The organism is Allorhodopirellula solitaria (assembly GCF_007859855.1).
Classification (GTDB): domain Bacteria; phylum Planctomycetota; class Planctomycetia; order Pirellulales; family Pirellulaceae; genus Rhodopirellula; species Rhodopirellula solitaria.
On record NZ_SJPK01000024.1, the window covers coordinates 21,342 to 45,782 of the forward strand.

General features: G+C 56.3%; 16 protein-coding genes and 2 pseudogenes. 13 read left to right on the top strand and 5 right to left on the bottom strand.

Annotated features, from left to right (window positions below; translation table 11 throughout):
• The first annotated feature begins 59 nt into the window (after positions 1 to 59).
• From CA85_RS22775 to CA85_RS22800, 6 genes are all read left to right on the top strand, one after another.
• Positions 60 to 3,089, top strand: a complete 3,030-nt coding sequence (locus CA85_RS22775) for a CHC2 zinc finger domain-containing protein (RefSeq protein ID WP_146393702.1) — start codon at positions 60 to 62, stop codon at positions 3,087 to 3,089.
• Positions 3,090 to 3,270: 181 nt separating this feature from the next.
• Positions 3,271 to 4,404, top strand: coding sequence for a site-specific tyrosine recombinase XerC (xerC, locus tag CA85_RS22780; RefSeq protein WP_146393708.1), 1,134 nt, complete (start codon positions 3,271 to 3,273; stop codon positions 4,402 to 4,404).
• 102 nt (positions 4,405 to 4,506) lie between these two features.
• Positions 4,507 to 5,811 (top strand): polymorphic toxin-type HINT domain-containing protein, encoded by a 1,305-nt coding sequence (locus CA85_RS22785; RefSeq protein WP_146393710.1) that lies wholly within the window; start codon positions 4,507 to 4,509, stop codon positions 5,809 to 5,811.
• Positions 5,783 to 6,169 carry a hypothetical protein gene (locus tag CA85_RS22790; RefSeq protein WP_146393712.1) on the top strand — a complete coding sequence of 129 codons (387 nt, stop codon included), beginning with the start codon at positions 5,783 to 5,785 and terminating at the stop codon, positions 6,167 to 6,169. Before CA85_RS22785 ends, CA85_RS22790 begins: the two co-directional genes overlap by 29 nt.
• A gap of 4 nt (positions 6,170 to 6,173) precedes the next feature.
• Positions 6,174 to 6,695 carry an RES family NAD+ phosphorylase gene (locus CA85_RS22795; RefSeq protein ID WP_186775151.1) on the top strand — a complete coding sequence of 174 codons (522 nt, stop codon included), beginning with the start codon at positions 6,174 to 6,176 and terminating at the stop codon, positions 6,693 to 6,695.
• Positions 6,695 to 7,093: a hypothetical protein gene (locus tag CA85_RS22800; protein ID WP_146393716.1), complete on the top strand. Its 399-nt coding sequence runs from the start codon at positions 6,695 to 6,697 to the stop codon at positions 7,091 to 7,093. The genes CA85_RS22795 and CA85_RS22800 overlap by 1 nt, the downstream gene beginning before the upstream one ends.
• Before the next feature lie 622 nt (positions 7,094 to 7,715).
• Here the strand turns inward: CA85_RS22800 and CA85_RS22810 are convergent.
• From CA85_RS22810 to CA85_RS25210, 3 genes are all read right to left on the bottom strand, one after another.
• Positions 7,716 to 9,134 (bottom strand): class I SAM-dependent methyltransferase, encoded by a 1,419-nt coding sequence (locus CA85_RS22810; RefSeq protein ID WP_146393719.1) that lies wholly within the window; start codon positions 9,132 to 9,134, stop codon positions 7,716 to 7,718.
• Positions 9,135 to 9,323: 189 nt separating this feature from the next.
• Complete coding sequence (locus CA85_RS22815; protein WP_146393720.1) at positions 9,324 to 9,722, bottom strand: hypothetical protein; 399 nt, start codon at positions 9,720 to 9,722, stop codon at positions 9,324 to 9,326.
• Between the two features lie 250 nt (positions 9,723 to 9,972).
• Positions 9,973 to 10,260, bottom strand: a complete 288-nt coding sequence (locus CA85_RS25210; RefSeq protein ID WP_186775152.1) for a ThiF family adenylyltransferase — start codon at positions 10,258 to 10,260, stop codon at positions 9,973 to 9,975.
• 30 nt (positions 10,261 to 10,290) lie between these two features.
• Between CA85_RS25210 and CA85_RS25905 the strand changes: the two are divergent.
• The 3 genes and pseudogenes from CA85_RS25905 to CA85_RS22830 all read left to right on the top strand — a co-directional run bounded on the left by CA85_RS25905 (position 10,291) and on the right by CA85_RS22830 (position 11,737).
• Positions 10,291 to 10,584 (top strand): annotated as a pseudogene (locus CA85_RS25905) (BREX system Lon protease-like protein BrxL).
• A 23-nt stretch (positions 10,585 to 10,607) separates the two neighbouring features.
• Positions 10,608 to 10,778 (top strand): hypothetical protein, encoded by a 171-nt coding sequence (locus tag CA85_RS25485; RefSeq protein ID WP_222435508.1) that lies wholly within the window; start codon positions 10,608 to 10,610, stop codon positions 10,776 to 10,778.
• 569 nt (positions 10,779 to 11,347) lie between these two features.
• On the top strand, positions 11,348 to 11,737 hold the full coding sequence (locus CA85_RS22830) for a hypothetical protein (protein WP_146393724.1): 390 nt from the start codon (positions 11,348 to 11,350) through the stop codon (positions 11,735 to 11,737).
• Between the two features lie 652 nt (positions 11,738 to 12,389).
• Here the strand turns inward: CA85_RS22830 and CA85_RS22840 are convergent.
• Positions 12,390 to 12,701 (bottom strand): hypothetical protein, encoded by a 312-nt coding sequence (locus CA85_RS22840; RefSeq protein WP_146393726.1) that lies wholly within the window; start codon positions 12,699 to 12,701, stop codon positions 12,390 to 12,392.
• Between the two features lie 372 nt (positions 12,702 to 13,073).
• On the opposite strand from CA85_RS22840, the gene CA85_RS22845 reads away from it, so the two are divergent.
• From CA85_RS22845 to CA85_RS26245, 4 genes and pseudogenes are all read left to right on the top strand, one after another.
• Positions 13,074 to 13,337, top strand: coding sequence for a hypothetical protein (locus CA85_RS22845; protein ID WP_146393728.1), 264 nt, complete (start codon positions 13,074 to 13,076; stop codon positions 13,335 to 13,337).
• Positions 13,338 to 13,911: 574 nt separating this feature from the next.
• Positions 13,912 to 17,196: a caspase family protein gene (locus CA85_RS22850; RefSeq protein ID WP_146393730.1), complete on the top strand. Its 3,285-nt coding sequence runs from the start codon at positions 13,912 to 13,914 to the stop codon at positions 17,194 to 17,196.
• Positions 17,197 to 17,224: 28 nt separating this feature from the next.
• A complete protein-coding gene (locus CA85_RS22855; RefSeq protein WP_146393732.1) occupies positions 17,225 to 23,527 on the top strand; it encodes an nSTAND1 domain-containing NTPase in 6,303 nt (2,100 codons plus the stop codon).
• A gap of 65 nt (positions 23,528 to 23,592) precedes the next feature.
• A pseudogene (locus CA85_RS26245) lies at positions 23,593 to 23,793 on the top strand (hypothetical protein); the annotation flags it as partial.
• Positions 23,794 to 24,044: 251 nt separating this feature from the next.
• Here the strand turns inward: CA85_RS26245 and CA85_RS25915 are convergent.
• Complete coding sequence (locus CA85_RS25915; protein ID WP_186774889.1) at positions 24,045 to 24,287, bottom strand: hypothetical protein; 243 nt, start codon at positions 24,285 to 24,287, stop codon at positions 24,045 to 24,047.
• Positions 24,288 to 24,441: the final 154 nt, after the last annotated feature.

Here is a 24,441-nt window from a genome sequence, read left to right on the forward strand (position 1 = left end):
TTCTAGTACCGATCGGTACCCAATCCAAAATCCCCGGTTATTCGCAAAAAGGGAAAATCATGGCACGATTCGACGATGACTTCATCGACCGCATGAAAAACGAAAACGACATCGTGGCTCTGATCGAGAGCTACGGAACACGACTCAAAGAACGTCCCGGTGGCAAAGGCGAGTTCATTGGGCTGTGTCCGGTTCACGATGACAAGAACCCTTCACTGGTCGCCAACCGAAAGAAAAATGTTTGGAACTGCTTGGGCGCGTGCGGCTGCGGCGGCGATCCGATCCAGTGGGTCATGCACGCCGAGAACGTCAGCTTCCGCCACGCGGTTGAACTGCTCCGCGATGGATCAACCGGCGGTCGTCCCAACGGTCGCGGGGCGAAGCCTCGCAAGCTCGACGCGCCGTTGCCGCTGTCCGGTGACGATCACGAAACGCTCGCCGGCGTCGTCGATTACTACCACTCGCGATTGAAGCAGTCACCCGACGCGCTGGCGTATCTGCAAAAGCGGTTCATCACCGATCACGAAGCGGTCGAGCGATTCAAGATCGGCTTCGTCGATAGAACGCTCGGTCTGCGGCTGCCGCCCAAGCAAAACAACAAAGCAGGAAACGAAATCCGCACGCGGTTGAAAGAACTGGGCGTCACTCGCGAAACCGGCCATGAACACTTCCGCGGCTGCATCACGTTCCCGCTTCTCGATGACACCGGCCGCATCAAACAAATCTACGGTCGGCGGATCGACAACAAATCCAAGGCCAAACACTTCTATCTGTCGCAACCGATGGGCGGCGTGCTGAACCTGGAAGCGTTCACCGCCTCGGATGAACTGATCCTGTGTGAATCGGTGATCGACGCGCTGACGTTCTGGTGCGCGGGCTTCCGCAACGTGACAACGATCTACGGAACCAACGGTCTGACCGATGAACTGCTGCAAGCTCTGCAGGTCCACGACATCAAACGGCTGTTGATCGCGTATGACGCGGACAAGGCGGGCGATGACGCGGCGGCGAAGCATGCCGAGAAATTCTGTTCGCTCGGTATCGAATGCTTCCGCACTCGAGTGAGTGACGGGGCCAAAGACATCAACGGCTGTGCGTTCTTAAACGGCGGCGGTCATGCTGAACCGATCCGCGACACGTTGGGACTACTGATCCGCAACGCGGCCTGGATCGGTCCAGGCGTGAAGCCGTCGCAGGCATCCAGCGCGGGAGCAGCTAAAGAAAAAAAGCCTGAGCAACCGACGAGCAAACCAGCCTCCTCAAAGGCTTCTTCTTTAGCTGCCGAAATCCCTGGCGTCGAAGTGGCGAAGCCTGCGGCGGCGGACGATCAACGGGCGGCGGAGCCGCCCGTTGAAAAGCAACCGCCTGTCGCTTCACCGCAACCACCGGCCCCGAAAGAAATCGAAGCCGAAGTGAAAGAGAACGGCATCGTCATCGAGATCGGCAATCGAACCTACCGCGTTCGTGGCCTCGAAAAGAACCTTGCCTTCGACGTGTTGAAACTCAACGTGATGGTTCGCCGTGACGAAGCGTTCTACGTCGATACGTTCGATCTGTACGCGGCGAAAGCTCGCGCCGTGTTCATCCGCGAAGCGGCCAAAGAACTGGGCTTCGATCCCGAGGTCATCAAGCGAGACCTTGGAAAGGTCTTGCTGAAACTGGAATCCCTGCAAGACAAGCACATCGAAGATACGCTTGCGGTCAAAGACGAAACCATCGAACTAACCGACAAAGACAAGGCGACCGCCTTGGACATGCTTCGTCAACCGAACCTCGTCGAAACCATCCTGACCGACTTCGACGCTTGCGGCGTGGTCGGTGAAGAAATCAACAAGCTCGTCGGCTACCTCGCCGCAACCAGTCGCAAGCTACCGCAACCGCTGGCGGTGCTGATTCAATCCTCGTCCGCTGCGGGCAAGTCCTCGCTGATGGAAGCGGTGCTGGCGTTCATGCCACCCGAAGACACGATCAAGTATTCGGCGATGACCGGGCAAAGCCTGTTCTACATGGGCGGCACGAACCTGAAGCACCGCATCCTAGCCATCGCCGAAGAAGAAGGCGTCGAGCAAGCGGCCTACGCGCTGAAGCTGCTGCAAAGCGAAGGTGAACTCAACATCGCCTCGACCGGCAAAGACCCCGGCACCGGCCGAATGGAAACGCAAGAGTATCACGTCGAAGGCCCGGTGATGATCTTCCTGACCACCACCAGCGACGACACCGACCCGGAACTCAAGAACCGCTGCGTCACGCTGGGCGTGTGTGAACACGCCTGCCATACCGAAGCGATCCACCGCCAACAACGCACGCGGCGAACGCTCGACGGCCGCAGCCTGCAGCATGAACGCAAAGCGATCCGCGCCCGTCATCAAAACGCACAGCGTCTGTTGCGTCCGCTGGAAGTCGTCAACAACTTCGCCGAGCAATTAACCTTCCGCAGCGACAAAACCAAAAGCCGCCGCGCCCACGATCATTACCTGACGTTGATCGAAGCGGTCACGCTGCTGCATCAGTACCAACGTGTCGAAGGCACGATGGTTAACGCGGCGGGCGAATCGGTACGGTTCGTCGAAACAACGCTTGACGATATCGAGCTAGCCAACCGTCTGGCCGATCGGTTCTTGGAACGCTCGTTCGCCGAGCTTCCCGAGCGAACGCAAGTTCTGCTGGAACAACTCCTCGCGGGTCTGCGCACGCGATGCAAGGAACAGGAAACCGAACTGTGGGAACAACGCTTCACGCGGCGTGACGTTCGCCGCTGGAGTACGTTCGGTGACACGCAGTTGAAAGAACACCTCTCGCGTCTGGTCGATTACGAGTATCTGAAAATCGAAGCAGGCGGCGGCAAGGGCCGCAGCCTTGAATACTCGTTGTCCTACGACCCCGACAGCGATCAAACGACCTCAATCACGTCAGGCCTGATCGACGTCAATCGACTGCGAAGCCCCGACAACTCACCCGAGAAGGCGGGAGAAGTCGGGGAGAAAACGGAAGAAGTCGCCCCACCCGAAAACGATTCGGCCCGGCAAAACACGTCACTTCCGCCCAGTAGTCGGGAAAACGACGAAAACGGGCAAGCGGAAGCTGCTTGAAGCGACACGAATCGTAGTCGTACTCAAAGCTCATTCAAAGAAACACGTTCCCGGCTTCTGGTTCATCAAAGAATCAGAAGCCGTTCTCGTTGGCGGCGGTCGGTTCCGTCGTCGGCGTTGGGTCTTACGTCAAGTCTCACGCCTGTTACCTCACCCCTGATTCGACGAAGGAGAATCAACCATGCCACGCAAAGGCGACAAACAACCACCCAAGCAAGTCGGCAACCTGGGCGACCCACAAGGGATGGCCGTGATGCTTGAAAAGTTCCTCGAATGGATGCGAGTGAAAAACTACAGCGAGCGCACCGTCGAGAATCGACACTTGTACTTGAACTACTTCATCCAGTGGGCGGAGGATCGCGGCTTGACGCGACCGACGGAGATCACCAAACCGATCCTGGAGCGTTATCAACGCTTCCTGTATCACTACCGCAAAGCGGACGGACAACCGCTGTCGTTCCGCAGTCAATCATCCCGCCTGGTTCCGGTGCGTGCCTGGTTCAAGTGGCTGACGCGAAACAACCACATGCTTTACAAACCGGCGAGTGAACTGGAACTGCCACGCCTCGAACGACGCCTTCCGAAACACGTCTTAACGATCCGTGAAAGTGAAACGGTCCTGGCCGTTCCTAACGTCACCGACCCGCTTGGGCTTCGTGATCGAGCGATCTTAGAAACGCTCTACTCAACGGGCATCCGAAGGATGGAAGTCGTGAACCTCAAGCTGTACGACATGGACGTAGACCGTGGAACGCTGATGGTCCGGCAAGGTAAAGGCAAGAAAGATCGGATGGTTCCGATCGGCAAGCGTGCTATCGACTGGATCAACAAATACATCACCGAAGTGCGTCCCAGGCTGATCGTCGATCCCAACGACGTGACGCTGTTCCTGACCCACCTCGGCGAAGCGTTCACCACCAACCGCTTAACGCAGCTCGTTCGTGAATACATCGACGCGGCCGACATCGGCAAGCGTGGTTCGTGTCACCTGTTTCGACACACGATGGCCACGCTGATGCTTGAGAACGGAGCCGACATCCGGTTCATTCAAGCGATGCTCGGTCATGCGAAGTTGGAGACGACGCAAATCTACACTCAAGTCAGCATCCGCAAACTGAAAGAGATTCACGAAGCCACGCATCCTGCCAAGATGAACCGCGAAGAAATCGACGCTCTGCCCGATGATCCCCCAAAGCCCACCGATCCATCGGGGAATCCCTCGACGCCCGAAAACCCATCGTCATCGACCGACGAAACCAAGTCGGACGATGACGACAACGACGCGCCCGGCGGTGTCCCCGCTGTGCCGCGTTAATCAAAGACTTCTTTCTTTATCTTTAGCTGCTATCTAGCTGCTTGCGGTCCCTGCACCGTCGCGGCGGTCGCTTCCAGCGATCCCGCCGCGTAGAATAGGTGCATGAAGGCAGCTAAAGAAAAAATCTTGTTCATGCTCGTGATCGCGTCGGCGCTGCTGGTCTGCGCCCCAGCGATCGCATCGAGCACGCATCATTCAACGCTGGAAAACCGCGCCGAGATTTTTTTACAATCGGCCCAAAACCGCGTCGAGCGACAGGCGTTTGAGTCGGCAAATCGCGTCGAGAATTACGATTCGCTGGGGGGAGTTGCGTTAGAGTCCTCTGTTGCCCCAAACAGTACAGCGGGCCGTGTCGTATCTGGTGGTTGCTTCGTAGCCGGGACACCAGTTCGGCTGAGTGCCGAACTGGCAATGGCAACGCTCGGCGGCAATTCCGAAGCGACTACGACGACCGCCAACCCCACGACTCCAGCAACTACGACCGCCATCGAGCACGTTGCAATCGGCGCACGTGTTCCAGACCAGAATCCACGCCCAGAAGACTACGATTTCAGTCTTCGCGACGTCGATCAGGACACATGGAGACAGCTCGATGTCCGACTACGCCGCAAGGACGGTGCTGTTGTGGAGATGCAGCTTCTGCGTCCGGTCGAATGGGTTGAAAACCTGAACCTGAGCGTCGGCAGTGAGTTCACGCTGATTCTCAGTGAATTTGAAGTCGACGGGAACGCTGTCGTTACGGCGATCGGCCCCTGCTGCGAAATTGCCGAAGGCGAAGGCAGCGTGGTCACCGGTCGATTCGTGACCCGGCAAGTTAGCAACCTCGTCGAAGTTACACTTGAGAACGGAACCACGTTCACGGGAACTACCACACACCCCGTGTGGATTCCGGCAAAACACGATTGGGTAGAGTTGGGCGACCTCAACGAAGGAGAAAAGCTCGCAACGCTCGCTGGCTCCGTGACCGTTGCGAAGGTCCGTCGTCCGAAACGGGTTTCCGATGTCTTCAACATCGAGGTTCATGGCCATCACGTCTATCGAATCACGGACGATGGTGTTCTTGTCCACAACAATAGTTCAGTCGGAAAGGCACTTGTCGAGGCTGCAACTCGGCGTAGAGCGCAAAGCCAGCTTGGAAGACGGTTAACTGACAGTGCTGATCCCGCATTCGACTACGTCGATGATCTCGATCGCACATATGACCAAATGGGCAACCCAGCAATGATTCCACACTGGGCGAGCCAACGAAGCCAGTTCTTCAATCAGATTGACCGGCATTTGCAGAAAGCTGACTTCACTGTCATTGACCTGACAAGTTTCCCGAAACAAATCCAGGATGACGTTGCGAACTATGTCTTGAATCTGCCGGAGCACTTGTTTGACAAAGTTATCCCAATTGGATTCTAGAATGACGACAGCAATAAGCATTTCTGAGAAAGCAGATGAAATCTGGACCATCCAAGACAGTATTTTTGAATGGTTCGCATCGCTCATTGCCGAGCGGTACCGAGACGAACCAGAAGTCGTTGCTCAGGTCGAGCTAGCGTCGGCAATGAACGGCGTATCGCTTGATGTTCTGTCCGCCGACAATCCTGAACTATCTAATCGACTTGCGGGTATATTGCGTTCGATGGCGCAAGACGTTGTGGATGGTGAAATTGAAGTGCCCGAAGAGGTTTGCGAATCTGCTGACAGATGCCGAGCTCTCTTCAGTAATTTGATTCAAATTCTTTCGGCTTTCGAGAATGTGAGGAGCACTGGCTAAAAGTTTGATTGCAACACGCGTCCTCATCGTCATTCTTTTCAGCTTCCTTTCGGTAGTCGGATCGGGGTCTGTCGCCGTCGGCGATTTACTCGTAGCCCCAAAGACGGGAGTGGCCTTTGAGGGCAACATCTATCGCGCTCCTTACCCAGGGGCGAGCCCAACAACAATTGACAATTTCAACATTGCCGCGAGCCATCGCTATTCGGCGACTGGCGAGGGAGCCCTCTACTTCTCGACAAATTCACGCACGGTGATCCAAGAGTTGGGTGGTAGTTTTGTTGGTGGTCGAACGATGGACACGTTTAACGTTCGGCTAGATAACTTCCTTGATCTTTCCAACCCGGCTGTTCGATCAAGGCTCGGGGTATCTCTTGACGATCTTGTTAGGACGAGTGGTGACGATATTTACGAGGTCACTCAGCAGTTGGGTAGATTTGCGAGGGAGCAAGGATACAACGGCATCATCGCCCCATCAGCACGTGCAGACGGTGGATTGAACTTGATCCTTTTTGATTGGTTGAACTGATGAAGCAAAATATTGAAGGTTCTATTCTGTGGCTGCGCTGTTCTACTTGTTCAATCGAATTTCCTGTTTTCGTATTTTCAGGTGAGAACGATTGGACAACGTCTGGGCTGCGAACACGAACAGATATTGAAAAGAAGGCGATCTATGTATACGCGCACGACGACGACCCTCCGTCGGGGACTGTTGTAGAACTGATTGATGTAGACCGGGTCAAATCGATTCCCGGCGAAAGCTTCCAAGATTTCCGCAAGCGTGCTGCAAACAAGAAAGACCGTTACATCTACAGTTGCTCGAATTGCGGTTCTGGTCGCGCAGAGAGCGTTGAAAAACTCGAGATGGAAGAACTCGAAAACAGAGGTTATGAGCTTCTTGTTCTGATCGAACAGCCGCCGCAGTAACGACGTGACCGAAGCGATTGATTAACCACCGTGGCAGAACCTGGGTTGATGTTCCAGCTGAAACCGACGGCCAAACGACTTTCCATCAGGACGGACCTGCAAGCCGTCGGAACCACAACGCCGCCTCGCCGATCGCTTGCGTTCTTCGCGGGTCGCGAAGCGACCGCGGCGACGACACGAAGTCGTCGCAACGATCGGGCCGGAAGCCCGCCACGCTGGACGACCGCGCACCGGAGCGAAGCGACCAGCGACGGCAGGATGCCGTCGCAATCTTCGGCAGGAAGCCGCCACCCTGGATAGATCGCTGAACGACGGCGACAAGGATGTCGCCGCATGACTAAGCCCGGTGGCAGGATGCCGCCCGGCGGGCCGGGCACGGAAGGCCAGCGCAGCGATGCCGACGCCCGATCCGCCGGGTCGTAGCGACCGAGCGGAGGGAAGACGCAGTGACGAGGAACGGAGACCGCACCGGAGCGACCGAGCGGAGACCGGGCGTCGTGAACGGAGTCGATGTGTAGCCATGGATGGCGGAACATCGACGGAGCGAACTGAGGCACGATGCCGCCCGGCGGGACCGGCAGGTCTGTCTAACCGCAGATGTAGCTCTCTGCTTTGAAGGGGATCATGGTATTTGGATAATCCATGAACGCCAAACCTCTTCGCCCGTGCAGTGGACAGTAAGAGACCGTTCGCGAGCCCATTGGTCGACTGCTGATTTCACCTCGAAGTTGCCCGATGGAAGCACTCCGTCCAAGTAATCATGGCCTGCCAGAATACCGCCCGGTCGAACCTTTTTTGACCAAATCTCCAAATGATCCCAGACCGCTTGGAAATAGTGCTGTTCGTCGAGGTAAACCAAGCACAATGACCTGTCGGCGTATCGGCCGGCAGCCTCGGCTGGCACTTCGCGACGGATGTGGCAACGACTCGCAAAGCTACCCAATCGCCGCCGTGTTTCGTTGTAGGCGTGATCGATCTTCCACTGCGGAAGATTGTTCTTGTCCACGTGCTGGGCGTCATCGAGACGGCATACCCAGGCATCAATGCAGTCAAGTTGCCTGCATCGCCACCGGCGTAGTAAGGTCTCAGCAAAACGGCCGTGCTGATCGCCAATCAAGACGCCATGCCCTCGAAGCCCGACGTCGTTGAGCCAATCTCCCAATAGAGCCCGCGTCGCCACCATTGGCGAGGGGAAGCGACCGCGCTGGGTGTCAGTTGGGATGTGGGAACGCAATGACTCAGTGGTCGGCAAATCACCACTCTGGTCGCTTATTTCCGCTGGACTGGGTTCCGGCAGCACGTGATCAAGATAGTTAACTAGTGCTGGGCCGAAGGCGCCGTCGTCGAAATTGAGAAAGGACTTGTCTTGGCAGTCCGTTCGAACCTGCTCGCCGGTGGGCTGCTCTCCGTGAAAGCCGACATAACCCCCTTCATCACCACGATGGACCAGGTCCATGGGACCGTGAAGGCAGGCGTGATTCAGTACTGCGGTGGGGCCCAGCATCCCGTACCACCGATCTTGGGTAACAAAATCCTGGAAATCTTCATAGGCATCTTGGACCCACTGCTTCCGATAAAACGTCGGCGTGTGCGTCTCAAAGTTGTACGTCGGATAGCCGAGACGAACCAATAAGTCGTAGGTGCGCCACAGCGACTCGGCCCATAGTCCGGTTCCTCGGTTCTGAACATTTCTCAAGTCATCAATATACCTGCATGAACGTGCTGACTCGGGGCTGAGTTCGTTCAAGCAGATAAAATCGTCGCAGAGCCAAATGTATTCGTCCGCAAGATCAGGGATGTGCGAGGAAGCCAGCAACATGATGAAGAAGTTTGTCATGGGCGTCCGGTAGGAGCCAAGATCGGCCATTGCCTCATGCGGAACATGCTCGACAAAAGTCTGGCTATCGGCGAGAAAGACAGGCCGATCGCCGAAGATCCAAATCTTATCTAGCCAAGGCGCGTGCTTGGCCAGACTACGAAGGGAATATCGAAGTTCCAGATCATCATGCTGGCTGTGACGGTAAAAGTAAAGTGCATCCATGTGGGACCTTTGAAAGAGCGGACTGCGTCAGCGATCAGGCGAGATAGGGCTATTTGACATCATTTATCGGCCAGCCGTGGGCTATTGCAGATCGAATTCGTTCAGGCACCTTTGCCTGATTGCTAAAAAAGCTCACGATGCCCAACCGGTTGTGATCCGGCTGGGCTCGGGAGTCTGGGGTGGTGAAGGCTAGTTCAATGCGGGCCGTTTGCCTTTGAGCTCATCGATCAATGTGGAGGCTTCGCGGATCGTGAGTGCTGAGAGTGCCGACACTCCGAACCGATCGTGGAGCGTGCGGTCGAGCGTGATGCCTTGTCGCTTGGACATGACCGCGATCGCGTTGATCTGCTTTTCCGTCGCGAGACGCTTCGCGGACGGTTGGTAACTAGCGGGTGCTGATTGCGGGGATTCCCGCTGTGGCGATTCCGTCGCGAGTGATTGTTCTGCCAGCAACCGGCAACGCCGGACGGCGGCGAGAATCGCGTCATCACTTGCCTGGCCGTCTAGCGGCACAGAGACTCGGATTTTCGGTCCTGGTTGCCCTTGGGAGCTGTCGGTCGTGATGCCGATGGTGAGTGATTGATGCAAATGTGTTCTCCTGAATTGAGGATGTGAATTCGCTAGCGACGTTCAGTTCGCTGGCGAGTAGGTTAAAGGTGAAATCGCTGTCCCGTGGCATATCACGGAGCCAGCGTGTGAATTGATGCACGGACAAGCCCGCGGCAATCGACGCTGCGTAGATTGTCGATTTTGTCGTGCAGGTTCCTGCGTGAGCATCATCCTGAGCGAACAACGTCGATTCGTACGAGTGACGTGATTTGCTGGGCTCAGCCGTTAGTTAACGAATCGTCTCGCCGTTCATCCGGGTATCGATCAGCAGTTGGGTCCGCCTTTGAAGGCATCGCCAGACCGTTGCCTGCGTCGCGATGCTGTCGACGCAGTAGAAAACGACATCACCGGTGCGGTGCATCGAACGGAAGCGGTCAATGATGAAGTCGATTTCGATCGACGGATCGATGCGTTCGACCTCCAGCATCGTTGCCGTCACCTTGGCTTGCCCGATCTCATCGGCCCGGTAGCCTTGAGTGGTGACGTTGGTCAGCTCGGCGGTGTCGAAGTCAATCAATTGCAACCTCGTAACACCGATCGAGGCGGGTTGCAGAGCGGCTGGGAGATCCCCAAGATGCGGCCGGAGTTCTTCACGGACCAGTATGGCCTGATCGTAGTTTACTTTGCCGAGTGGGTGCGTGAGATGCGGAAACGCAACTTCGGGGATGTGATCAACAAATGCTTCAAGCTCGGGCGAGGCCTCAACCAGCGAGACTCGATCGCAGTCAAGCACACGGTCTGAGGACTACTGAAGCTCCTGTTTCCCAATGAACGGGACGACAAGGAGGCCTTCCGTCGCTGCCTGGAATACGCTCTGGAAGTTCGCTGTCGAGTAAAGTAACAACCCAAAAAAAGATCGGCGGCATGGAGTTCTACGACGTCCACTTCAGCTACATCGACATGGAGCCCGGCGAAGAGAAGTCCATCAGCGTGGCTAAGCAGGGCGGTGGCGCTCTCATTCCCGATGGCCCACTGAATCCAGGGGTTCTGCACACGTTCGCCGCCGGCGGCGCAGGTGGGATTGGTCGTGAATAGGAATTTCCACACGCTTTTTCATCATGAGCCTTCCAAATGACGGCCGAGCTAGCTCCTAATCCCGATGAAAAGGTGGGTTTTCACGACCGCGATGCAGCCGCATTGCTCTCCATCCTTACCAATCACAAGCTATGATACACGCACGCTGCCTAGCTGAACGACGAGATGAAAATCCAAATTGAGGTCGAAATGACGTGAGTGCGAAGAGAATACGCAAGCAGCAGATTCGGAAGTGGCGAACGCGGTTTGAGGCGACGGATGCTGCGGGACGAATCCAGAATACCTATGACATCAGCTGCGAAGCAAAGAAGCTCGTCAAAGAATACGGCGACGAAGCAGTTCGAGCGGCGTTACGCGAGGTCGTAAACGGAGATCGGTCGAGCGCAGTTCGGTTGGCGAAGGTATCTGGTTTTCCAAAAAAAATGCTGGAGCGTGCAGTTCGGCATGTGGAGAAGTCACAGAAAAAGCGAGAGGAACACCGAAGCAGCAACACGCCGCATCAGCGAGGCCGGCGAGCGAAGGGCGGTGACCGAGCAAGAAGGTCGGATGGTTTCTCGCAGACTCATTTGATGATTCTTGCCAGCATCGAGAAGAAGCCTGTTCGCGACAAGCTATTTGCTCGCTCGCTCGAAGAAGGATGGGGTTCAACCCGGCTACGAAAAGAATTGAAAGACCTTAAGGGGCTACCTGTCACGCGTCCGCTGCATACCGCATACTCGATACAGAAGCGGGCGCAGGCTCTGGCCGATGCGATCAAAGCGGTGGACGAAGAGAGTTTATCGCAGGCTGTTGGCGGGATGAAACCGGCTGACCGATCAGCTGCGATTGATTCGTATCAGAAAGCCTACGATCTACTTGGGGATATCGCGTACGATGCATCCGACAAGTGTAGTGCCTTCATGGGCATCATCGAAAAGCTGAAACAGTCGGAGGACGAAGGCCAAGACGGGGCGGAGTGAAGAGTCGCTCAGCTCAATAAAATTACTCGTGACAGCAGGCCGAATACCTGCGAAAAGCGTTACCGGAAAACTACCGATATGGGGGTGTTTCAGGGGGTGCAATACCGCAATAAACGCCTCTAGTTGCCACGGGCATGGCACTTCTGATAGGCTTGTTTAACGAGAGAAGAGGGCTTTTTTCGCAGAAAAGCCCGGAACCACGGATGTGAATTATCGCCTCTGGGGGTGCAGAGGTCGCAAGTTCAAATCTTGTCATCCCGATCTATCGAGAACCCCGGGAAACTCGCGTTTTCCGGGGTTTTTTCGTGTCCGGACACCGCTTCGTCGGTGTGGTCCACAGTAGACGAAGCTGCCTCATTTTGATTACTTTGGACTGGGTCTGGGGCTACCGTCGGGGCAACCAAACTTTCAGCCTCCGCTGGTGGCTTGGTAATCGGCATTGTCGGTAGCAACTCAACTGCCGCCGACGTCGCCAACAACACGCTAGCCGAACCCTTCGAATGGATTCGGCGACGATCGTCGTTCGCCCGTCGGTGACTGCCGTTGATCTTCCCGTCGCCGCCCTGTCAGCCACCAACCGAACGCCACCCACAGCCACTCGCTCTGACGCGAGCCGAGAGCCTGCCCCAGGGCCTCGCTGGCTTGCCGGCAATCACTGCCGCCGTAGCCATTCGTCTCGAGCCTCGATCGTCGCCTTCTCGACGGCATAGGCCTGCAGGAACTCGTCGCGCCGCTCCTGCTCGCCCCAGTGGCCCTGATAGTTGTCGTACTTGGTTTCACCGGTCGTCGTATGGAACACGACCGGATACCGCCACTGCCGAAGCTGAACAGCGAGCCCTGTCACGGTCTCGCTAAAAAGCTTCAACTTGCCTTCGACCGGCTGATCGAGTCCCAGCCGAACACACCCAGCCCGAACCGCTGCAGCGTCCCGGACCTGAGTGGAAATCTGCACCACGTGCGACATACGCGCCTCCTCGCAGAGGAAATAGGTAAACCCCGGTGGCTACAACGCCACCGTCACCTATATGTAGCGAAGAATGGGTAGCAATTTAGCCCTGCCCGTCGATTTCAGCCTTTCGCGAAGATTGCAGTCAAAGCCGGAGCCACCGTGTTAGCCGATAACGAGATCACAAGATGCGGGTGGGGATAGCTTGGGATGCCCGGGCATGTCCAAACTTCTCGCAAAGAGTCCCGCGACTCGACGTGTCGGTCGATGAAGCCGGCGTGCCGTCGACGAATGAGAAGGTGCTCCGGCGTCGGCCACCGGCCAACACGCACATACCGAAGCCGCAGAAAAACGACCCCTTTCCCCTTTTCCTCACCGGACAGCTTCCAAATGTTGATCGATGTCGTTTCGCCATTGCTGACGACGCTCCGCGATGCGACAAGACTTCATAGTCACTTCCGAGACGACGTAAAACTTCTGATCGAAGCGCATCCGGAACGATACCTTCATCTCTTGCAAAAAGTGCTGCCTGAGGAAGTTCGATACTGGCCGTACGGGATCAGCAGCACTCTGGACATGATTGCAGCGGCAGACGATTCGTTGGCTACGGACGCCCGCGTTCGCGATCTGCGGCGACGATGGGACGCAAGGTAGACGTTCTGGAAAGTAGGCATTCTTATTTTCAGCAGCTCGTTGCCAGCAACCTCAGGTGTCCGACGCCGGATCTTCCTCCTCATCTTCCTAAATGCACCGGCGATCAAACTGGAGCATCCAAGTTCGGCCGCGATGGGGCGCGGAAGCGGATCAGATCAATGCGATCTAGCAGCGTTCGCTCGACGCTGAAGTCGATGCAACCGATGTGCGCCGCACGAGGCATTGCCGAGACCGCTAAAGGCCAGTTTCACGGCATTGCAATTTTCCGGTATCGCTGGCAGAGGCAGTCGATTTGGCGGAAGCTTGGGGCCGCCAACGTAGGTTTGCTACGTGGGCTCAACGCGTCAATCGCGAGTCCCTCAGCGCAGGCAACACTCAGTTTCTGACTCAGAACGGTTCGACAATGGTCACCAACGTAACCCATTGCAGGAAGTAAAACGTCGGCAGTCTAGCGGCGTTGTTCAGCCCCTATGGTCAACATAGATATCCCCCGTCTGGCAGAGGCTGCAGAAAACCGAGATAATGCGAACCACTTGTGGATCTGCATGGTCTTCGAAAATGAGAGACGCGTCGAATGGCGAATCACATATACGCACTGCTCGTTGGCATCAACGATTATCCGCATCATGTTGGCCGACTCTATGGCTGCCTCAACGACGTGCAGCACGTCCACAACTATTTGTCGAACACCTGCGATCGCAGTCGGCTTCACATTGAAACGCTTCTGGATTCTGATGCAACTCGCCGCAATGTCGTCGGTCAGATACAAACGCACCTCGGCAAGGCGGGAAAGGATGACGTCGTCGTTTTCCATTTCTCGGGCCACGGCGCCCGTTCAAAGTCGGCCTCACAGTTTCGGCAGTTCTTTCCGGATGGCTGGGACGAAGGACTCGTCTGCCACGACAGCCGGGATCCCGGTGGTTTTGATCTGGCAGATAAAGAGTTAGCCGTCCTGCTGGCGGAGGTCGCCAGGAACGAACCCCACCTTGCCGTCATATTTGATTGCTGCCATTCCGGATCAGCCACACGGAATGCTGATGACTTCACGCAGCTCAAGGCGCGGCAGACCCACGAAGTATTCGACGAGAGGCCGCTGGAGACCTACCTGGACGGCTACTACGCGAAACTTCATAACCAGGGAAAACCACTTCAAATCCCGGCCAGCCGTCACATCTTGCTCGCCGCTTGCCAGCGTATTCAAAAGGCGTGGGAAGGCAAAGACCACAACGGCGTGTTTACCAGTACGCTGCTCGAAGTGTTGGGCAAGTCCGGCTCGGACATTTCTTACGCCGAGCTCTTCGTCCGTTGCCGGGCCGCAGTCCGCAAGCGGGCCGACAACCAGGATCCGCAGTTCGAGACCTACTGCGGATTCCCTGCCTACACAGGATTCCTCGGCAACCGGTCTTCGCATGCCGCTCGCCGCTTCAGCGTCTACTTCGAGAACCGGAGCTGGCGGATCGATTGTGGCGCGCTTCACGGCCTGCCGAGTGATCCGGACAACACCGTCGAACTAGCACTCTTCCCGGAATTCGACCAGTCGCGTGTGGCCGGACATGCCGCGACGACGCAGGTTGGGACGCAGAAAAGCGACTTGCAACTGCTCGACTTCGAAGCCGACCCGGCGACCCGTTTTCAGGCCGAGATCACGACTCTGCCCGTACCGCCATTGGCCGTGCATCTGGAAGGCAACGCCCAGGACAGAGATTCGTTCGAGAAGTTTTTGAACGCGTCGGGCGATCGCTCGTTGGGTATTTCCTTGCTGACTGACGCGCCGGAAGCAGCACGCTACACGCTGTGCGCCGAAGACGGCAGTTATCTGTTGAAGTTCCGCGAGACGGACCGGTTGATTCAAGGTGCGAAGGGCTACACCCAGCAGGCCGCGGAGTACATGTTCGCGATTCTGAAACAGGTCGCGGCCTGGGAGCGAGCCGTCGTTTTGCAGAATCACTCGACCAGGATGAATCGGGACGATGTGCCGTTCCAGTTCTGCGAATTACTCGGCGACGACGATCATGCCGAACAGTATTCCTGCCCACATGGCGAGATCACCCTCGACGTCAGGAGGGAGAACGGCGAGTGGCAAGCCGTGCGAGGAGTACTGAAGGCCCGCAATCTCACGCCGCAGCCGCTGCACCTGCTGCTGGTCCATTTTGCGGACGATTACGGGATCCAGGTGCTGTACAACGAGCGGGTCGAACCCACGGACTCGGACTTCACGGTCACGCTCGACGGCAACGCGACCTTCAATCTGTCTCTGGATGACAACGAAGGCGACGAAGCGATCCACACATTCAAACTGATCGTGAGCACCGAGAAGGTCGACGATTTCCTGCTGGGACAAGAACCGTTGGAGATCGGCCGGATCTTTGACCCGCGGGCAACGAGGAGTACGAAGGGATTAACGTTCGGCCCGCCTCGTAAAAAACTCGTTCACGAAAACGAATGGTTTACCAGGGATCTGCACATAAAACTCGTCCGGCAACTCGACCGGGTCACGACAAAGGATACGACACTGGCCGGTGGCAAGATCACGATCAAGGGCCACGCGTCGCTTCAGGCTGGCGTCAGCCTGAGCGCTGCCAAAACGACCACTCGCAGCGTGGGAACCGCTCCGGACATCTACCGCGCCCTAGAGCGGCAGGGCATGCAGCTACTGAACTTCTCCGGCACGCGCGGCGACAGTGAAAACATCCTTGAGTTGACGGACATCCAAAATGCTGACGCCCTCAAGCAAGACCCGCTGGAAATCGAACTGAACGTCGAGCTGGCGGTGGGCGAATTTATTCTGCCGTTGACGTTTGACGGCGAGCACCTGTTGCTGACCGGCGATCCGTGGCAGGACGAACAAGGACGGACGCACGTCCGCATCGAGCACATCCCCGAAGTCCCGGACAACCGCCGCAGCCTCGGCCGGGCCTTGCAGATGTACTTCTTCAAGACATACCTCGGGCAGGAGAACGTCAATCGGCTGTGCTGGATCGAGTACAAGACTGACGCGTCGTTCGAGCGGCATCGCAGCGGCGTGGCCGAAAAGGTCGCGGCGGCGAAAAGCGTGCTGCTGCTGATTCACGGCATCATTGGCAATACCGACAGCATCGTTCAGGCGTTGAAACTGGCCCAGGACGCCGACGGACGAAGCATCGATCAGAAGTTCGACCTCGTGTTGACTTACGACTACGAAAACCTCAGCACGCCAATTGCCGAGACCGCCGTCAGGCTGAAACAGCAGCTCGCCGAAGCCGGACTGCGCGAAGGCGACGACAAGCGACTGACGTTGCTCGTCCATTCGATGGGCGGATTGGTTTCCCGATGGTTCATCGAGCGGGAAGGCGGCAACCGGGTAGTCGATCATCTGGTGATGTTCGGCACGCCCAACAAAGGTTCGCCGTTCGGAAAAGTGGACATGGCGCGGCGGCTCTCTAGCCTTTTGACCACCTTGGCGATCAACACGTCTCCACCGTTCGCCCCGTTCGGTGCGGCCTTGCTCTCCGCGCTGGTCCGTTCGCAGAAAGTCACACCGACGCTCGAACAGATGAACCCGGGCTCCGAATTCATCCGCATGCTGAACACCAGCGACGACCCGGCCGTGCCCTACACGATCGTGTCGGGCGACATCCGCGACTACAGCGAGGAATCGGACAAGCTGATCCCGAAGTTAATCGCCAAGCTCGGCGGCGGCCCCCTGTTCGATGCGCTTTACCAGGACGCCGCCCACGACATCGCCGTCAGCGACGCCAGCATCCGCAGCATCCCCGACAACCGCACCCCTGCACCCCAAAAGTGCAACGTGATCTGTCACCACTTGAATTACTTCGCCTCCAATGTCGGACTGAAGGCAATGGCGGGGGTTGCGTGGTGACAATCTCACTAAAGGAGATGGGACGAGCATGACAGACAAGACGAACAAACCAGTTATCTTTCTTGCGTTCGCGAACGATCGAAACGGCACGGTTGGCCAGCCGCTGAATCTGCCCGAGGAGGAAAGGCGAGTTCGCGAGACCTTGGAGGCCGCGCAGGGACTTTGCGAATTTGTCGCGCGGTCGCACTGCACGGCCGACGACATCTTCAAGGTCCTGCAAAATGCCCGATATCGCGACCGAATTGCCATCTTTCACTTTAGCGGTCACGCCAACAGCTTTCAGTTGTTGTTGGAAACCCGCGATGGCCAGGCAGCGGCGGCGGATGCGAGCGGACTCGCCTCGTTCCTTGCCTCACAACATGGTTTGCGACTGGTTTTCCTGAACGGTTGTTCGACTCGGCAGCAGGCGCAGGGACTGCTCGATGCCAACAAGAATCTCGCGGCGGTGATTGCCACGTCGCGGGCGATTGACGATCGCGTCGCCCTCGACTTCTCTAAGCGTTTCTATGCCGCGTTGGCTCAGGGAACCACTTCTATTCGCATTGCATTCAATGAGGCGTGCGCTGCAATCACGACCACCAGGGGTAGCGACCATCGGAAGCTGTACTTCGGCGACCACCACAGCCTGCCGGAAGACAACCGAAGTTCCGACGGTGCTCCTTGGGTGCTGTATGAACGCAAAGGTTCCGAGGTGGTGGATCAGTGGAGCCTGTCTCACGCCGCGAACGATCCGCTGTTCGGGCTACCGCCCCCGGACGAAACGAACCTGACGGAGAGTCCCTACAAGCACTTGAACTGGTTCACGAAAGACGATGCCGAGATTTTCTTCGGGCGCGGCCGGCAGATTCGCGAGATGTACGACGCCCTGTCATCGGGATCTCAGCCAGTCATTCTGTTCTACGGTCAGTCGGGCGTCGGCAAGTCGTCACTGCTGAACGCCGGTGTGTTGCCGCGTCTGACGAAGAGCTGCGAAATCCGCTACGAGCGACGAGGCGACAGGGGACTGTTAGCAACGCTCAAAAAGGCACTTGGTCTTGCAGCCGACGACGCGATACCGATCGAGACCGCGTGGCGGGCCAGTGAGGCTGAACCGGGCAAACCGCCGCTGATCGTGATCCTCGATCAAGTCGAAGAGTGCTACACGCGTCCCATCCTGGATCTGCCCGACGAACTCGCCCAATTGTTGAGAGCAGTCGAAGCCACATTCGGCGATCCGGCTCAGCGGCCGCGAGGGAAACTGGTGCTCAGCTTCCGTGAGGAATGGCTGGCCCTGCTAGAGGACGAGGTGAAGACCTTTCATCTTCCCTTCACCAAGATCTTCCTCAAGCCGTTGGATCGCGATGGCATCATCGAGGTAGTTGAGGGACCGACGCGCAGCCGGCGACTGCGCGAGCGATACGCCTTGACGATCGACGACAGACTGGCGGGGGAGATCGCCGACCGTCTCCTGGCCGATCGTGGTTCGGCCATCGCGACGACGTTGCAGATCCTGTTGTCCAAGCTGTGGGACAAGGCGACCGAGATCCGCTCAGAGCCGCCGACGTTCACGCGCGATCTGTATCTCGATCTGAAAGACAAGGGGATTCTGCTCAGCGATTTTCTCGGTCAGCAGTTGAAGGCGTTTGCAGCCCACATGCCGGAACCCGCCAAGTCGGGCCTGCTGCTGGACGTGTTGGCTAGGCACACAACCGATCTCGGCACAGCCAGTCAGTCCTCGCTCAAGCAGCTCGAACAAGAGTACTCCCATGTCAGCGACCGGCTCCCCGGGCTATTGAAACATTGCAAGGACCTGTACCTGCTGACGACTCCTCAATCCGGACCAACCAGCACCAGCGACACGACGCGACTGGCCCACGATACACTCGCCCCGCTTGTCCGAGCGGAATTCGACAAATCCGACAAACCCGGCCAACGAGCCCGCCGCATACTCGACAACCGCACGGTTGATTGGGCGGACGGCAAGACGGGAACGCCACTCGGCGATGCGGACCTTAAGATTGTCGAAGAGGGTCGCACTGGAACCCGCGACTGGAAACCCGATGTGGAACGGCTGATCAGGGCGAGCCGACAGGCTAAAGAGACGCATAAGCGAGCAGTTCTGGATCAGATGCAGCGAGAAGAGAAGCTGCGCAAAGTAGTCCTGGACACGACGAAGCAACGAGAGCTCGATGCACAGGTCGCCCGAATCAACGCGGAAAAGTCAGAGAAGAAAATTCGCAGTTGGTTCCACTTAGCCGCCGCTCTGCTGGTGGTCGCTACCGCCTTGGGGGCATTTGGGTGGTGGAACTACAAAACGGCCGAAGAGAGGAAAAATGAGCTAACCAAAACCAATAGTAAACTTACAATACAGACCGAACGAGCGAATACGAATGCGGATAACGCAACAGCGCAGAAACATAAGGCGGAGGCTACGAGTAGTCACCTGCAAGCAAACCTTTACAAACTAGACATGCGTACTGCATACGAAGCTTGGCAAAACAGCAACCTGCGGCGTGCTGTGGTTTTGCTCGAGAAATACCGTCCTGCAGCGCACTCAAATGAGTTAGACCTGCGTGACTTCGAGTGGTACCATCTCTGGACTCTTATCAACCGTGCAGACGCGACGTTTTGGGGACACACGTCTTACATTACCGCGGTCGGCTTTCTGCCGGAATCGGACCTCTGCTACAGTGCTGGCTATGATGGAACGATCAGGATTTGGAACTCACGAAGGGGAGGCATCGAAAACATAATTGATGTCGGCGAGAGAGGAAGCCATTATTCAGTCTCTGCCGTCGCCGTATCTGAAATCGGCAATACGCTTGCCGCCGCAACGAGTTCTGCGATTAGTGTTCGTGAGCGATCAACTTTCAAAGAAACTCACAGTTTGGACGCCGGCAACTACCGCGACGATGGAAATGGGAGCGGTGCGTCAAGTCCGGCACACGTGCTGATTACGTCGGATGCGAAGCGACTGGTCTGTTCCAGTCTTTTTGGCTTGAAAGTCTGGGACCTAACAACTTCGCCCTCAAATCTCATCGCGAAGTTGGACGATTCCATCACAGGCATGGCCTGTTCTCCGGACGGTAAGTTGCTGGCCGCAATCTGGATCGTTAATGCGAAAGAGCGTGAAAACGCGCTGTTCGATGAAACACCAGAAGCAGAAACGGCAATCAAGATTCTTGACGTCACCACACTCGAACTTATCACGACGATTGAAACTGAATCCAAGGGATTCTCGCAGGTGGCATTTTCAAACGACGGCAAGCATATTTTAGCCAGTACGCGGAAGCGAATCAAAAGTGACTCGTTCGTATTAGAGGATGCCGAGTATTCTCTCGAAGAATGGGATCTTGAAACGCACCAACGGGTACACACGATTCCTTGCGGAACAAGTTCCATCGAGAGTATCGCTGTACATCCAGATGGACTTCACGCTGCCACTGGTAATCGACAAGGCAAGATACATGTTTGGACGCTCGATCCCCCGTTGCTTCAGAATGAGTTTCTTGTTCATTCCGATTCCGTGTCTTGCCTCGCCTTCTCCAAAGATGGCGGCTTACTTCTTTCGGGCTCCATAGATGGATCTTGTAAGATCTTGCACCCGCTCGAGGTCGAACACCCGGCTCTTTTTGCACGATCGGAGGCGGAAGTGGCCCTACTGAAGATTAGCCCCAATGGGAAGCACTTTTTTGCGATCTTCGAAGACAAGCATATGTACGTATGGGACTTTGAGAGCCAAGAAACACTCGATCTTGGAGAGGTACATGCTGGCGAAGCAGACTGGCCAGAGATCCAAATGGTTGCATTTTCTCCGGACGGCAAACACTTGGCTGTTGTGCGTAACACGAAGGCACTTGAGCCCGGCTTTGTGGATGTCTTCGATTTATCAAACGGAGAGATTCAATTCACACTAACAGGGCATACGAACGAAGTTCGCTGCGTGGCCTATTCACCGACAGGGGCGTTAATCGCCACTGGAGCAAAATCCCAGGAAGTTATGCTCTGGAACAGTGCGGATGGCACTAGGGAAGGGACACTTGTTGGTCACGACGTGGAGGTGGCAACTCTGGCGTTCAGAAATGAACAAACGCTAGCATCAGCCGGAGGATACTACGACAAGCCAGGTGAGATCATATTTTGGAATCTGCATACGAAGAGGATTAGACAGCGGCTTAGCGGCCACTCTAAAACAGTTTACTCAGTGGGGTTTGGCCCTCAAAACACGTTCGCTAGCCTCAGCGAAGATGGTACGCTTAGACTGTGGGACTCAGATACGGGATTAGAGCGTGCGTCGGTGCCGTCTCATGTAACAGGTGGTTCACCCCAACTGTTTGCTGGGGTGATTTTCGCGCCGACTGCCCAACCGCTCGTCACCGTGAACACGGACAGCGGTAACGTGACAGTTTGGAATGGCTTCAACGGAGAAATCGCAGGGAGCCTACCGCAGGCTCCATCATTTGCAGTGACTTCTGTTGCGTTTTCGCCGGACGGCAATGATGTCATCACGTCTTCACTAGATGGCTATACGATCTGGGATTGCAAAGTTATCGAGAGTCGGGTGGAAGCTTCGCAGAATAAAAAAGAGCACTCGTCAATAGGGCTTTCTTCGGAAGTCTTGAAGATCGCGGCACTGGATCTCCCGAGCTTTAGGGGCTATGTAAGGCCACTGACTATTTCCGGCCCCAATAATTCCCTGATTGTTGCGGGTAAGAACGGGACTGTCCATGGTCTAAAGCTGGCGACGCCGTCTGCTGTTGTCAACCCGGCCGTTCGTTTCAAATCGGATTTGGCACATCCTAGTCCGACGACGCGACGTAACGCGGCGGAAGCACTAGGGAAATTACCTGTACTTTCCGAATCAGCAATAGGCCACCTAGAAAGCGGGCTTATGGACCGCGACGCTAAAGTCCGGGAGAGCTGCGCGAACACGTTGTTTTTGTACGGAAGTGCTGCAAAGCTCATTCTGCCGAGTCTAGTATCCACTATCGAACAAGATAGCAATGTTGCTGTGGCCTATGCGGCGTACCGTGCTGCAGAACGCATCGATGCCGGAAGCCAGAATCTCATGACGCTGAAAAAAGCGGTGATTCGTGGCCTTGCGACGAAGGACGACACTTCTCATTGGGAATGGGACAACCTCGTCGCCCCGGATGGCGGTGGAGGGGGTCTTTGGAAGATTCGTGAAGAATTCCCGGACATGATTAGCGAGCTACGCAATGCTCTTCGAAAAACGAACCGGATGCGACTACGCGAACGGCTCGTCTGGGCACTGGAACAACTCGGTCCGAAGGCAGCCGTGGCAGTTCCAGACCTTGAGAAATTGCTCGATGGCGACGACCACAAACTCAGGTATCGTGCGGCCATTGCAATTGTCATCGTCGGTGAGGGAAAAACAGCGTCACCTGAGGTAGTCACCGCGCTGAATGAGTGCTTGAATCAACCGCCCGGTCAGTACGTCAGTTCGATTCATATTGATGCTGCCGAGGCCGTAAAGCAACTAGGGCCCAAAGGGGTCGTAGCTGTTCCTGGTTTGCTAACTTGGCTCCGTGCAAGAAAAAGCCAGGCAGCTACACTCGGTTTTGGCTCTGAAATCCGCTATGCCGCTGCTGCACTGGGGAGTATTGGCCCAGGTGCCAAGGATGCCATTCCTGACCTAATCGAAATGCTGCAGCATGAATACCCGGTTGGCCCAGCTGCACAAGGAGCACTCTCCAAGATTGGCGTTGCAGCAGTTCCAAGCCTGGAAGTTGCCTTGGCTGGAGACAACTTGGAAAGTCAGATGAGGGCAGCAAGAGCACTCGGTGCCATCGGACCACCCGCAAATATGGCGTTGGAGTCCATTCGGAAGGCGTCAATGAGCGATAATCTGCTGTTGCGAGTGTACTGCTGGTATGCAATTACGAAGATCAGCCTTAATGGAGACGCAACTGAGCGTCAACTCATCGAGGTTCTGAACAATCCGATGAGTGATTCGGACGCCCGGTCAGCCGCTGCATGGGCCATCGGCGAAATGGGCACGCTTAGCCAAGAGGGGCGTGACTCTCTTATCAAGGGACTTAAAGAGGATGATGCCAGTCTGGTTCTGGCATGTGCGCGCGGACTCAAGGATTGGCAATCTGCGACTAGTAGTGTCATTGACGCTGTGCTGCAGAACCCTGGCAAGCACAAGGACAAGTGGATTCGCGTGCAAGCTGTGACATTCTTAGGACAGCTAGGCTCTGCCGCGACATCGGCAGTTCCGAGATTGGAAAAGATGCTGGAGGATGATTCCCCGGATGTCCGATCGGCGGTGAGTCAAGCGATAGATAAAATCACAGGCGTTCAAGAAGCTGCGAAGAAAATGAAGTGACTCATGGGCTGTGTCAAAGGCGTCATTCAGCATGGAGAATTCTGAAGGCCGTTCGCTCACCGCGCATGCTGCACTTGGCCACGCACGGGTACTTTCTGGAGGATCGCCCGGACATCGATCAGGACTCGCAGGGCACAAGTGGATTTCAAAGTCTCCGGCAGGAAGCGGGCGGGGCCTGGTCGGTCGCGGGAATAGAAAATCCTTTGCTGCGATCCAGTTTGGCGCTGGCCGGAGTCAACACCTGGCTGGTCGCTCGCCTGGTTCCCGCGGATGCCGAAGACGGAATCCTGACCGCTGAGGATGTCACGGGGATGGATCTGACAGACACGGACCCGAGAAGAGGGCCATCCATTTTGTTTGTGCACCAAATCGCGGATTCGGTGGCAGCTAATCTCGCCAATCTGCCCAATTCAGCTTTGGTCACTGGCAATCCGACCGTTTTCCAGTTGCTTGCTCCACGACCGCGCAGAAGCCAACCCAGGGGCATCGAATTCGGGCTAGTTGTCATCGGTTTGTGTCAGACCGACGATAAGCCCAGCGGATTGCCGGGAGCGCAAAGCCATTTTTGGTCGCGTCGAGATGCCTCTTCGGCCAGATGCTCTGGGCTGCCGGCGGCGCGGCGGAATACTCGTCCGAACTTGAGCACAATGTCGCACCAACCATGGGTGTCCAAGCCGATGCGAGTCAGGATGGGCTGCAGATGCTCTGGGATTGACCCGACCTTGTCGCTGCGAATTTGACGCCCCGTCCAATCAAGCAATTCCAGGTACCTTTCCAACGAGACACTTAGGCGTCGTTCGGAAATAACTTACCTGATTGGCATCGACCTGCGGCATACGGATTTGCATAATGGTTAAATGCCGGATGCAACACTGGTCGATGGACTCCGATCGAAATATAACGCGCTTGTTGAT